The sequence below is a fragment of the Thermobifida sp. genome, from assembly GCF_017577275.1.
Classification (GTDB): domain Bacteria; phylum Actinomycetota; class Actinomycetes; order Streptosporangiales; family Streptosporangiaceae; genus Thermobifida; species Thermobifida fusca.
On record NZ_PITY01000019.1, the window covers coordinates 100,487 to 112,701 of the forward strand.

Here is a 12,215-nt window from a genome sequence, read left to right on the forward strand (position 1 = left end):
GGCCACCCGTCTCCTAGCCCGGTGCGGCGGCCGCCCGATCATCTGGAAAGACGAGTCAAGCGATGTCTGAGCAGCACGTGTCCGAAAGCTCCATCGACACCCGGGTCCGAGTCCAAGGCAAGCCAGTGGACTCCTACCCCACGTGGGCGCCTGAAGCCGCCCGCGGCAAGGTGCTGCGGGTCACCGTCGTCGGTGAGGACGTCCTGCACCGCCGCAACGCCGACGTCACGGAGTTCGGCACCCCCGAGTTGCACACGCTCATCGACGACATGTTCCGCACCATGTACGTCGCCGAAGGCGTGGGGTTGGCCGCCAACCAGGTGGGGGTGGACTTGCGTGTGTTCGTCTACGACTGCCCTGACGACGACGGGGTGCGTCACGTGGGACACGTGATCAACCCGGTGCTGGAGACGTGGGGGGCTGAAGAGGAAGGGCTAGTGGTGGAGAACGAGGGCTGCCTGTCGGTGCCTGGCCCGCACGCCGAACTTGCCCGCGCCCCGTACGCGAGGGTCACCGGTTTCGACCGTGACGGCAACCCGGTGACCGTGGAAGGCTCCGGCTATTTTGCGCGCTGCCTCCAGCATGAGACCGACCACACGCTGGGACGCCTCTACATCGACCGGTTGTCGAAGCGGGAACGCAAGAAGGTCCTGAAAGCCATGGAGGAGATGAGGGACCAGGTGTTTGCCCGCCGCGCGGAGAACGCCGAGTCGATGCGTTTCGAATAGCTGCCTGTCCTCCGCTGGGAAACGGGGACGTCCCCGTAGCATCGGGGCATGGTGCACGTCCTCAGCAGCCGTATCCTGCTGCGCCCCACCGACTTGGAACGCAGCCGCGTGTTCTACCGGGACGTTCTCGGGCTGGCGATCTACCGCGAGTTCGACACGGACACGCAGCGGGGGACGGTGTTCTTCCTCGGCGGTGGCTTCCTGGAGCTGTCCGGGGGATGTGACCGTCCCCCGGACCCGGAGGCTGTGCAACTGTGGCTGCAAGTGCCCGACGCCGCTGCCGCGCACGCGGAGCTGGCGGCGCGTGGCGCCACGATCCTCCGGGAGCCTCGGCGTGAGCCGTGGGGGCTGATCGAAATGTGGATCGCCGACCCGGATGGACTGCGGATCTGTGTGGTGGAGGTTCCTGAGGACCATCCGCTGCGCTACCGGCCCTGGCCTGATACGAGAGAAGGCTGAGCTGTCGACGATGAATGGCACGCCTGTTTCAGTGGCCGCACTGGTCTCCGCTGTTCCGCTTTTCGCTCCGGTCGGCTGGACTGAGCGGGGGCGGGTGAGTTCTGCCACGGTGCCATCGGGGAGCACCCTGCCGGACAAGGTGGTCGTGGACTTCGGGTGGCGTTCGGTCGACGCCCACCTGGACGTGGAGATCACGGTCCGCGGCTGGGCCGCCGACACGCCTCCAGAGGAGCGGTGGCTGCGCGCGTTCTGCGCGGAACGCGACCTGATGCAGCGTTGCACGGTGGGCGCAGCCGACTGGGCGGCACCCGCGCCCGCGCCGGACGCGGCCTGGTCGCAGCGCACGCTCACCGTGGACGGGACGCCGCGCTCTTTCACCGTGCTGCAGACGGCGCAGTCCTGGGTGGCGGCCGCGGTGCTCGACACGGACTGGGTGGTGCGGGTGTTCGCTCCCGCAGAGCCGGCCGGGCTGACCGCGCTGCGCCGTATCACCGATCCGGCTGACTTGCGCCCGCTCCTCGGCCAGGGCTAGCAGCAGGCCAGGGCTGCGCCACCTGGCGGAGAGGCCCGGGAGAAGTGTGGGCCTGCCCTGGGCACACTCCCGGGCGGGCCGTCAGGCGTGCAGGTCAGCGACGAGGCGCCGCGACAGATGGTGGTGCTGGGGGTGATGAGCGCATTACCGGTAGCAACAAGCCTGAAGGTGTGGCTGCCGTTGATCGGGATCGGGCCGCGCCCTGCAGCGTTCCTGAACGGCGACGCCACCGCTATCCCGACAGTGCGCACCCCAGCAGCTAAGGTCGCTTCCGGCGCCCCGGTGACGATGGGGCATAGCGGTGGGAAGGAGGACCGATGGTTGACGAGACTGACGTGCGGCACCTGCGCCGCTGCGTGGAACTCGCGGCCCAGGCCCTGGAAGCAGGGGATGAACCGTTCGGCTCGGTACTGGTCGCGGGCGACGGCACGGTGCTCGCCGAAGACCACAACCGGGTGGCGTCAGGGGACCGCACCCGCCACCCCGAGTTCGCGCTAGCGCGGTGGGCGGCCCGGAACCTCACCCCCAACGAACGGGCTGAGGCCACCGTGTACACCTCGGGCGAGCACTGCCCGATGTGCGCGGCCGCGCACGGCTGGGTGGGCCTGGGCCGCATCGTCTACGCCAGCTCCTCAGCGCAGCTCATGGAGTGGCTCGCTGAGCTCGGGGTTCCCGCTCCTCCGGTGCGGGCCTTGCCGATTCGCGAGGTCGTCCCCGGAGTCACGGTCGAAGGTCCTGTGCCGGAACTTGCCGAGCAGGTCCGGGAGCTGCACCGCCGCTTCCACCGCGTGTCAGCAAACCGGGGCTGAGCCGTGTTCGTGGACTTGTCCGTGCCCGTCACCGCGCAGACCCCGGTCTATCCCGGCGACCCGGAGGTCCGGGTTGACCCTGTGACCGACATCGACAGTGCCGGCTACCGCTGCCACCGCGTCTCCCTAGGTACGCACGCGGGCACTCACGTCGACGCGCCCAGCCACATGGTGGCCGACGGAGCCCACCTGGACCGCTACCCCGTGGAGCGCTTCGTTGGCCGGGGACGCTACATCGACGCGCGCGGCGGGTTCGCGCTGGACACAGTCCAGCAGGCGGGGATCGCCGCGGGCGACATCGTCGTGTTCCACACCGGTATGGCCGACCGCTACTATGAACCGTCCTACTTCACCGACTATCCGCCGCTTCCCCTGGACATCGCCGAATACCTGGTGGAATGCCGAGTGTCCATGGTGGGAGTGGACATGTGCAGCGTCGACTATGAACCGTTCGCGGTCCACCAGACGCTGTTGCGCGGGGACGTGCTCATCTTGGAGAACCTGACCGGCCTGGAGCGCGTGGCGGGACGGGACTTCCGGGTGTACGCGCTGCCGCTGCGCTTGGCAGCGGACGGCGCGCCGGTGCGCGTGGTGGCCGAATTGAGCTGAGCTGTTCTGTTCTGCTCCGGCTCGGGCCGGACACCACGCTCCGGCCTCTGAGCACACAGAAGTGGGGGAGCGGTACGTCCCCTGGGTTCCGCTCCGGGCAACGCGGCGAGGAAAACCCGGGCGAAGAAAGAACGCCGCTGGAAAACAGACGGTAGACGCGGCGCTGCCCCGCGTATTGCCCGACTCTCCGAACAGAATTGCGGACATAATGTGTCCCCTACGATTTTCTAAATGAGTTCGGAGCCTTTGCTGGAAAGGCAGCAAAGGCTCCCCTGGTGGTATCGAGTGCGGCGGAGTTGCGTATTCCGGATGGGGTCGAGCAAGCCCTCTTCCGCCGCTCCGGGCATGCATCCCCATCGTCACAGCAGGGAAGACTGAGGGACCGTCGTCCTTTTGCGCGCCGTTGGAAAGGGGAAGCGCGGTTCTCTTGCCGAGACGGGTATTCCCTTGTCCGAGGCGTTCGGCCGCACGCCATGGGAAAGCTCTGCGAAAACCTCCGGGAGCAACCGAGGCCCAAGGACTGGGAGAACAGAAATATGTCGGAGAAGCGGAGCGCGCAAATGCGAGGGAAAAACCTTTCCCGAGACGATCTGCCGGTGGGCTGACCGGAGAATCCCCCGAGACAGTCCGGATAGCACCAGGGAAGAGCGTGTGCTCCCGCCGGGGGAGCTTCCCCTCCCCGTGCCGACACGGACAGGAGCACGGCAGCCCGGCCTTCAGGAGACAGCGGCGTAAGCCCTTGGCACTACCCGGCGTGAAGTCCGGGAGAACCGCCGAGTCGGGGGTGAAACCGGTTTCCCTGGAACGGTGGGGAGGGGACGAAGAGGCCGTCGAACGGGTAAAAAAGTAGCCGATCGTCTACCTCTCCGGTACGGGGAGTGAGAAATCACCGTACAGTCAGGTCGGGGCGAGGATCTTTCTCCTGTGGCAGCGCAGCAGGATTCGCCTGGGCACTGGCGTTCGGCGCGGGTTTGGCATACTTTGGAAAGCGCTTTCATGAGAAAGGTGGGACGACATATGGGTGATCGCGTGCTCGGTATCGCCATGAACGGCGTCACCGGACGCATGGGATACCGCCAGCATCTGACCAGGTCGGTCCTGGCCATCCGCAAGGACGGCGGGGTGGAGCTACCCGACGGCTCCCGCATCATCCCGGAACCGGTGCTCGTGGGGCGGTCCGCACAGAAGCTGCGCGCCATCGCTGAGCGGCACGGCATTGAGCGGTGGAGCACCGACCTCGACACGGTCCTCTCTGACGACTCGATCTCGGTGTACTTCGACGCGCAGATCACGCACGCCCGCGAAGCCGCGGTTCGGAGCGCCATCAACGCGGGCAAGCACGTCTACGTCGAAAAGCCGATCGCCGACAACTTCAGTGCCGCCATCGAACTGGCCAAGCTGGCCCGCGACGCCGGCGTGAAGAACGGCGTCGTCCAGGACAAGCTCTTCCTCCCCGGCCTGCTCAAGCTCCGCCGCCTCATCGACAGCGGGTTCTTCGGCCGCATCCTGTCCATCCGCGGCGAGTTCGGCTACTGGGTGTTCGAAGGCGACTGGCAGCCCGCGCAGCGCCCCAGTTGGAACTACCGGGCCGAAGACGGCGGCGGCATCGTGCTGGACATGTTCCCGCACTGGCACTACATCCTGGAGCAGCTCTTCGCCCCGGTGCGCACCGTGACCACGCGCATCGCCACCCACATCCCTGAACGCTGGGACGAAAACGGGCAGCGCTACCAGGCCACTGCCGACGACGCCGCTTATGCGGTGTTCGAACTGGAAGGCGGAATCGTCGCGCAGATCAACTCCTCCTGGTCGGTGCGGGTCAACCGGGATGAACTGGTGGAGTTCCAGGTGGACGGCACCCACGGCAGCGCGGTTGCGGGACTGCGGCACTGCAAGGTGCAGCACCGCTCCGTCACACCCAAGGCCGTGTGGGACCCCGACGCGGTGGACCCGGGCGGCTACCGCGACCAGTGGGAGGTCGTTCCTGACAACGGCGACTTCCCCAACGGTTTCCGTGCCCAGTGGGAGCTGTTCCTCACCCACCTGTACACGGATGTGCCTTTCCCCCACGACCTGCTCTCGGGCGTGCGCGGCCTCCAACTCGCCGAAGCGGGGCTGCAGTCCGCCAAGACCGGTCGCACCGTGGAGTTGGAGGAGGTCTCGCTGCCGTGACCTCGCTGACCTTGCGGCTGCCCACTCCCACCGGGGAGCTGGAGACGTACACCGTCCTCGGCACTCCCGTCACCCCGACCCGCACCACCCCGGCCCGGTCGCGTGTCGCCTACGCTGCCGCGCACGTCGTCGCCGACCCGCTGGGCAGCAACGGGCCTGGGCAGCCCGCCCAGCTCGACTGGGACGCCACCCTCGCCTTCCGGCACTACCTGTGGGACCAGGGCCTGGGGGTCGCCGACGCGATGGACACCGCCCAGCGCGGGATGGGGTTGGACTGGGCCGCCACCGCCGAACTGATCCGGCGGAGCGCGGCTGAAGCCACCGCGCGGAACGCGCCCCTGGTCTGCGGGGTGGGAACCGACCACCTCGAGCCCAGCCAGGCCACTTTGGAAAGCGTTATCAAGGCGTATCGGGAACAGTTGGCGGTGGTCCAGGACGCGGGAGCCACCCCCGTGATCATGGCCAGCCGCGCACTCGCCGCCACCGCGCAGAGCCCCGACGACTACGCCAAGGTGTACGGGCAGCTCCTCGCCGACGTGGACCGGCCCGTCATCCTGCACTGGCTGGGCGCGGTCTTCGACCCGGCCCTTGACGGCTACTGGGGGTACACCGACCCCGCTGAAGCAATCGACGCCGTGGCCGCGCTCATCGCCGACCACGCCGACCGGGTCGACGGCATCAAAGTGTCCCTGCTCGACGACACCTTGGAGGTGCGGCTGCGCACCCTGCTTCCTGACGGGGTGCGGCTCTACACCGGCGACGACTTCAACTACCCCGACCTCATCCTGGGGGATGCCGACGGCCACTCCCATGCCCTGCTCGGCATCTTCGCGGCGATCGCCCCGGCCGCTGCCGAGGCCCTGCGCGCCCTCGACGACGGCGACACCGACCGCTACCGCGCCCTCCTGGCGCCCACCGTGCCGCTGTCCCGGCACCTCTTTGCCGCACCGACCTACTACTACAAGACCGGCATCACCTTCGTGGCCTGGCTCAACGGACACCAGAAAGGGTTTTCCATGGTGGGTGGCCTGCAGAGCGCCCGCGACCTGCCGCACTTGGCGACCGCGTTCCGCCTCGCCGACGCCGCAGGGGTGCTCACCGACCCGGAAACCGCAGTGTCCCGGATGCGGACCCTCCTCACCGTCTACGGGGTGGACCAGTGACCGACACCGCCATCGACGTTCCGTCCGGAAAGCCCGCGGCTATCCCCACCCCCCAGCCCGGTGACCCGCGGCTGGCCCGCCTCTCCCTCAACCAGGCCACGGTCAAACGGTGGACCCTGGCCGAAGCCGTCGCCGGCTGCCAGCGCGCCGGAATCCCCGCGATCGGGCCGTGGCGGGAACCCGTTGCGGACATGGGACTGGCCGCCGCCGCCCGGCTGCTCCGCAACTCCGGGCTGCGCGTCTCCTCCTACTGCCGTGCCGGATTCCTCACCGGCCCCGACCGCAAGGCAGCCCTGGACGACAACCGGCGCGCCATCGACGAAGCAGCAGAACTCGGCGCCCCCTGCCTGGTCATGGTGGTGGGCGGGCTCCCCGATGGCGACCGCGACCTGGCGGGGGCGCGGGCCCGCGTGGTAGACGGCCTCGCCGAACTGGTCCCCTACGCCCTGGAACGAGGGGTGCGTCTCGGCTTGGAGCCGTTGCACCCCATGTTCTGCGCCGACCGAGCCGTGCTCTCCACGCTCGGCCAGGCCCTGGACATCGCCGAGAACTTCCCCAGCGCAGCGGTGGGCGTGGTGGTGGACTCCTACCACGTGTGGTGGGACCCCCAGGTCTACGAGCAGATCGCTCGGGCCGGGGAACGGATCGCCATCTACCAGGCGTGTGACTGGGTGCTGCCGATCCCCGCGGACGCCCTGCTCGGCCGCGGCATGGTCGGTGACGGCTACGCCGACGTGGGTGGACTGCGCCGCGCCGTGGACGCCGCCGGATACACCGGCGACATCGAAGTCGAAATCTTCAACGCTGACGTGTGGGAGGCCGACGGCGACGCCGTGATCGCCACCGTGGCCCGCCGACACGTGCAGTACGTCATCTGAGCCAACCCACCCCCGTGGTCCGGGAAATCTTTCCCGGACCACCAACCAAGGAGCCCACATGGACTTCAACGGAATCCTGTTCTTCCCGCTGACCCCCTTCGACGAGCGGGGAGACGTCAACGAGGCCGCGTTCGAACAGCACGTGGCTTCTGGACTCGACCATGGGGCGGGCGGCGTTTTCGCGGCCTGCGGCACGGGTGAGATCCACGCCCTGTCCGCTGAGGAGCACGCCCGCGTCGTGCGCCGCGCCGTCGCGGTGACCGCGGGACGGGTCCCCGTGATCGCGGGCGCCGGGGGCAGTGTGAGCACCGCGATCGAGCAGGCCACCGCGGCCCGGGAACTGGGCGCGGACGGGGTCCTGCTGCTCCCGCCCTACCTGGTGCACGCCCCCCAGCGCGGCCTGGTGGAATACGTGCGCGCAGTAACCTCCGCCGTGGACATTCCGGTCATCGTCTACCAGCGGGGCACCATGGTGTTCACCCCGGACAGCGCGGCCGAGCTCGCGGAGATCCCCACAGTGGTGGGGTTCAAAGACGGGGTGGGCGACGTGGGCACCATGCGCCAGATCGTGCTGACCGTCCGGCAGCGGCGCGGCGACAACTTTGTTTTCTTCAACGGCCTGCCCACCGCCGAACTGACCTTCCACGCCTACCAGGGGATCGGGGTGCCGCTGTACTCTTCGGCGGCGTTCGCGTTCGTGCCCGAGGTTGCCACCGCGTTCTACCGGGCCGCCCACGCGGGCGAGGAACTCGCCGACCGCCTGCTCCGCGACTTCTACGACCCGTTGGTGCGGTTGCGGGACCGCGTCCCCGGATACGCGGTCTCCTTGATCAAGGCGGGGGCGCGGCTGCGTGGCGCGGACGTGGGCGGGGTGCGGCCGCCATTCGTCGACCCGAGTGAAGAGCACCTCGCGGAACTGCGCACGATCATCGACACCGGCCTGGCATTGCTCAAGGAGCAGTGACCCTATGCGGATCACCGAGATCACCGCTGAGGCGTACCGGCTGCCGCTGCACCGGGCCTGGGACGGCGGGGTGGACCGCAACGACGTGGTCGTGGTCCGAGTGGCCACCGACACCGGACAGACCGGTACCGGGTTCGCCTGGACTCCGCTGATCGGGGCGGGGGCGGTGCTGGCCCTGCTCCGCAACGACTGCCCGGCTGTGCTGCTGGGCCGCGATGCGAATCCGTACGCCCGCTGGGAGGAGCTGCGCTGGCACTTGCGGGAAGCCGGAACCAGCGGGCTCACCCTCATGGCGATCGCCGCGGTAGACATCGCGCTGTGGGACCTCACCGCACGGGCCGCCGGGGCAAGCCTGGTGGACCTGATCGGGAGGCGGCGCGACCGGGTGGCCGCCTACGGGAGCGGAGTCAACCTCGACTACTCCCTGGACGAGCTGCTGGAGCAGGTGCGAGGCTGGCTTGCCGCCGGCCACCGCGCGGTCAAGATCAAAGTGGGCTCGCCCGAGCTGGAACGCGATGTGGAACGGGTCGCAGCCGTCCGGGAGCTGATCGGACCGGACCGGCTCCTCATGATCGACGCCAACCAGCGCTGGGACCTGCCGACAGCGATCCGGGCCCTCGCCGCCATGGAACGGTTCGACCCGTACTTCGTGGAAGAGCCGCTGCCCGCCGATGACCTGGCAGCGCATGCGCGGCTGCGGGCACACACCCGGATTCCGCTGGCGATCGGGGAGAACCTGCGCACGATCGCCGAATTCGAAACCGCGCTGCAACTGGGGGTGTGTGACATCGCCCAGCCCAACGCGGTGCGAGTGGGCGGTATCACCCCGTTTCTCCGGATCGCGGAGCTGGCCGCCCGGCACAGCGTGCCGGTAGCCCCCCACCTGCTGCCGGAACTCTCCACCCAACTAGCGTTGTGCCTCCCGAGGGTGGCCATGGTCGAAGACATCGACCGCGCCTCGTTCGCGGCGCTGGGAGCGTTGGCCCGCCCGAGCGGTGTGGAGATCAGCGCGGGGTGGGCGACCGCGCAGACCGGCCCGGGCCACGGACTGGAGTTCGCGGCCGACCTGGCCCCCATCGGGTGACCTGTACCGCCCTGGGTTGTGCTCTCCTCCCGCCCGTGTGAAGGAGAGCACAACCCGTGCCGGGCCACGGCGACCGGAGCAGAGAAGAAAGGGGCCGCTGCGCGATCAAGCGAAGCAGCAGACCGGCAGGATCTCAGTTGATCCGGTCGCGCAGATCCTCCAGGAAACGCAGCACTGCCACCGACCCGGGATCGAGTTCTCCGGCGCTGCGCTGGCCCACCCAAGCAGCCCGACCCCGAGCCGAAACCAGGTTCCGGGTCTCAGAGACCGTGCGTTCCGCAGCGTTGGCCGCGGCTGCGGCGGCTGTCCGCGCATCAGACGCGGCAGGCAGCGCGTCGACGACCGCCCACAGCACATCCAGGAAGGTCTTGTCGCCGCGCTGGGCGCCGCCGCGTTCCTGGACGCGCCGGGCCATAGCCGTGGTGATCGGCACGGCGTGTGCCAGGGTGAGTTCGGTGAGGTCTTCAGCTTCGGCCGCAGCCCCCAAGAGTCCGGCGCCGACCAGCGCGGCAAAAGTGGAGGGGTTAGCAGAAGCGAACGCCACCCCTGCGGCCCGCAGCAGGTCGGCCGGGTGGACATCCTCCGGCAAAGCCAGCAGTGCCTCGCGGACCGCGTCCGCACCGGCGGACACGGTGATTCCCAGGTCACCGTCGCCGAGGCGGGCGTCCAGGGCACGGAGTTCTTCAGCGTGCCTGGGCAGGTCAGCCAGGACATCGAGGAGCAGGGTGCGCAGGGTGCTGGCCCGCCCGGTGCGCCGTACCTGCGTGTCGGTTGCCGCGGTCGCTTGGGTACCAGGAACATCGGTGGCGGACTCGACCGGCTCTACGGGCGCGGTCTGTCCTTGAGAGAAGAACGGGGAAGCGGCAGGCGCATCCAGGAGTTCCGCCAGCTCGTCGTCGAGCAGCAGCAGCGACAGGGACGCTCCCGCCATCTCCAGGCTGGTGGCGAACTCGCCAATGTAGCGGCGGTGGATGATCACTCCGCGTTCGGTGAGGATCTGGTGGGCCCGCCGGTAGATGAGGTAGAGCTCCTCGAGCGGAGTAGCCCCCAGCCCGTTGACCAAGACCGCGACCCGCTGGTTCGGGGCGGGGTCCAGTTCAGCAAGAATTTCGGTGAGAAACCGGTCGGTGATTTCGTCCGCGGTCTCCAACGGGCCCCGGTAGCTGCCCGGCTCGCCGTGGATGCCGATACCGATCTCCATCTCACCGTCGGCCAGGGTGAAGGTGGGCTCCCCCGCTGCGGGCAGGATCGTCGGTGAGAGCCCCACCCCCATAGTCCGGGTGGCGTCGACTGTGCGTTGCGCGATGGCCCGGACACGGTCCAGGTCATCGCCGCGTTCGGCAGCCGCACCCGCGGTCTTGTAGGCGAAGAACAGCCCGGCCACCCCGCGCCGCGTCGCCTCCTTGCCTTTCGGCGCCGACATGATGTCGTCAGTGCCCAGCACGGTCGCTGTGCGGATTCCTTCGGCGGCGACGATGTCAGCGGCCAAGTCGAAGTTGTAGATGTCACCCCCATAGTTGCCGTACAGGTAGAGCACGCCTTTCCCGCCGTGGGAGGCGCGGGTGGCTGCGGCGATCTGTTCGGCGGAGGGAGAAGAGAAGACGTTGCCGATTGCGACACCGGTCGCCAGCCCTTGGCCGACATAGCCGAGAAAAAGGGGCAGGTGACCCGAGCCGCCGCCGGTCACGATCCCGACTTTCCCTGGCACGGGCGCGTCCGCGCGGACGAGAGCGCGCCGGTTTGGGGAAGCCGCGCGCAGCCGGTCGGGGTGGGCCAGGAGCAGTGACTCGGTCAACTCGTCGACGAAGTCGTCGGGGTTGTTGATGATCTTTTTCAATGCCACGTCGCTCACTCGCTTCTTCGTGGGACAGCACAACGGACAACGGGGTCCGCCACACCGGGTGGATGGGTGGGGTGCGGCCAGTTCAGGCCGCAACGGCGATCGTTGCCCGCAGTTCTGCGAGGTCGGTGTCGGAGACGGACTCGCAACTGACCCGGGGCGGTCCTGCGGGAAGGCCCTGCAGGGCTAGTGCCGCTTTGAGGTGGGCGATGTTGCCTGCTTTGACCGCGGCGACCGCCCGTTCCACCAGTGGCTGCGCGCTGGCCGCCCGTGCGGCGTCGCCGGTGCGCAGGGCATCGCGCAAGGCGATGAACGGTTTGGGGAACACCGAGGAGACTCCGGAGACGACCCCCGTGCCACCGGAGCGGACGAGTTCGGCATAGGACAGGTCGTTTCCGGAGAAGAACGTGAAGCCGTGAGGAGCCTCGGCGAGGAACGCCGCGACGGTCGCGTCGCTTTCCCCGCTGATCTTGACTCCGCGCACGCCGACGTCGGCAAGCCGACGCAGGAGAGGCGGAGTCGCGGGGGTGGTGGAACGCGCCTGGAACAGGTAAGCGAACACGTGAGCGTCCCCCGCTGCAGCAACGATCCGTTCGAAGTAGCGCAGGACCGCGTCTTCGGGAGCGGGCAGGTAGAACGGGGTGATGGCGGCGAGTTTGCGGGCTCCGCCGGCCACCGCGGCTCGGGCGAGCCGTTCGGCCTGCCGGGAGGTGGCCGCGCCTACATGGGCGTAGGTGCGGTCGGGGCCGAACACCTCTAGCACGACCCGCAGCACTTCCAGGCGTTCATCGTCGTCCAAAGCGGTGAATTCGCCGGTGGTGCCTGCGGCGAAGACACCGTCGACTCCGCTGTCGCGGATCCATGTGGTCAGGGTGGCCAGTCCGCTGGTGTCAAGCCGTTCATCAGCGGTGAAGGGAGTGGGCAGAGCAGTAATGAGTTGCGCCTCGAACATGCGCGGTCTCCTCGACGTGGGGCAG

General features: G+C 68.6%; 12 protein-coding genes. 10 read left to right on the forward strand and 2 right to left on the reverse strand.

Annotated features, from left to right (window positions below; translation table 11 throughout):
* The first annotated feature begins 62 nt into the window (after positions 1-62).
* From def to CW348_RS04650, 10 genes are all read left to right on the forward strand, one after another.
* The gene (def, locus tag CW348_RS04605; RefSeq protein WP_011292152.1) at positions 63-728 is read left to right on the forward strand and encodes a peptide deformylase; all 666 of its coding nucleotides are present in this window, start codon (positions 63-65) and stop codon (positions 726-728) included.
* Between the two features lie 48 nt (positions 729-776).
* Entirely contained in the window at positions 777-1,187 is a 411-nt protein-coding gene (locus CW348_RS04610; protein WP_041428065.1) for a VOC family protein, read from the forward strand.
* Positions 1,188-1,281: 94 nt separating this feature from the next.
* On the forward strand, positions 1,282-1,719 hold the full coding sequence (locus tag CW348_RS04615; protein WP_234351614.1) for a hypothetical protein: 438 nt from the start codon (positions 1,282-1,284) through the stop codon (positions 1,717-1,719).
* Positions 1,720-2,036: 317 nt separating this feature from the next.
* Positions 2,037-2,528, forward strand: coding sequence for a nucleoside deaminase (locus CW348_RS04620; protein ID WP_016188791.1), 492 nt, complete (start codon positions 2,037-2,039; stop codon positions 2,526-2,528).
* A 9-nt stretch (positions 2,529-2,537) separates the two neighbouring features.
* Positions 2,538-3,137: a cyclase family protein gene (locus tag CW348_RS04625; RefSeq protein WP_159055912.1), complete on the forward strand. Its 600-nt coding sequence runs from the start codon at positions 2,538-2,540 to the stop codon at positions 3,135-3,137.
* A 1,017-nt stretch (positions 3,138-4,154) separates the two neighbouring features.
* Positions 4,155-5,309 carry a Gfo/Idh/MocA family protein gene (locus CW348_RS04630; RefSeq protein WP_011292147.1) on the forward strand — a complete coding sequence of 385 codons (1,155 nt, stop codon included), beginning with the start codon at positions 4,155-4,157 and terminating at the stop codon, positions 5,307-5,309.
* Positions 5,306-6,472, forward strand: a complete 1,167-nt coding sequence (locus CW348_RS04635) for a dihydrodipicolinate synthase family protein (RefSeq protein WP_011292146.1) — start codon at positions 5,306-5,308, stop codon at positions 6,470-6,472. Before CW348_RS04630 ends, CW348_RS04635 begins: the two co-directional genes overlap by 4 nt.
* Positions 6,469-7,350 (forward strand): sugar phosphate isomerase/epimerase, encoded by an 882-nt coding sequence (locus CW348_RS04640; protein WP_011292145.1) that lies wholly within the window; start codon positions 6,469-6,471, stop codon positions 7,348-7,350. Before CW348_RS04635 ends, CW348_RS04640 begins: the two co-directional genes overlap by 4 nt.
* A 58-nt stretch (positions 7,351-7,408) precedes the next feature.
* Complete coding sequence (locus tag CW348_RS04645) at positions 7,409-8,314, forward strand: 5-dehydro-4-deoxyglucarate dehydratase (protein WP_011292144.1); 906 nt, start codon at positions 7,409-7,411, stop codon at positions 8,312-8,314.
* Between the two features lie 4 nt (positions 8,315-8,318).
* Positions 8,319-9,398: a mandelate racemase/muconate lactonizing enzyme family protein gene (locus CW348_RS04650; RefSeq protein WP_011292143.1), complete on the forward strand. Its 1,080-nt coding sequence runs from the start codon at positions 8,319-8,321 to the stop codon at positions 9,396-9,398.
* Positions 9,399-9,531: 133 nt separating this feature from the next.
* Here CW348_RS04650 and CW348_RS04655 read toward each other — a convergent pair whose 3' ends face one another.
* Positions 9,532-11,250, reverse strand: a complete 1,719-nt coding sequence (locus CW348_RS04655; protein WP_219821483.1) for a dihydroxyacetone kinase family protein — start codon at positions 11,248-11,250, stop codon at positions 9,532-9,534.
* A 73-nt stretch (positions 11,251-11,323) separates the two neighbouring features.
* Entirely contained in the window at positions 11,324-12,190 is an 867-nt protein-coding gene (locus CW348_RS04660) for a dihydrodipicolinate synthase family protein (protein WP_104612713.1), read from the reverse strand.
* Positions 12,191-12,215 lie beyond the last annotated feature (25 nt).

What these genes read in the sequence shown, in the direction of transcription:
- CW348_RS04620 (WP_016188791.1), top strand. Translation starts at nt 2,037, where the DNA reads ATGGTTGACGAGACTGACGTGCGGCACCTGCGCCGCTGCGTGGAACTC.
- def (WP_011292152.1), top strand. Translation starts at nt 63, where the DNA reads ATGTCTGAGCAGCACGTGTCCGAAAGCTCCATCGACACCCGGGTCCGA.
- CW348_RS04660 (WP_104612713.1), bottom strand. Translation starts at nt 12,190, where the DNA reads ATGTTCGAGGCGCAACTCATTACTGCTCTGCCCACTCCCTTCACCGCT.
- CW348_RS04645 (WP_011292144.1), top strand. Translation starts at nt 7,409, where the DNA reads ATGGACTTCAACGGAATCCTGTTCTTCCCGCTGACCCCCTTCGACGAG.
- CW348_RS04630 (WP_011292147.1), top strand. Translation starts at nt 4,155, where the DNA reads ATGGGTGATCGCGTGCTCGGTATCGCCATGAACGGCGTCACCGGACGC.
- CW348_RS04610 (WP_041428065.1), top strand. Translation starts at nt 777, where the DNA reads ATGGTGCACGTCCTCAGCAGCCGTATCCTGCTGCGCCCCACCGACTTG.
- CW348_RS04650 (WP_011292143.1), top strand. Translation starts at nt 8,319, where the DNA reads ATGCGGATCACCGAGATCACCGCTGAGGCGTACCGGCTGCCGCTGCAC.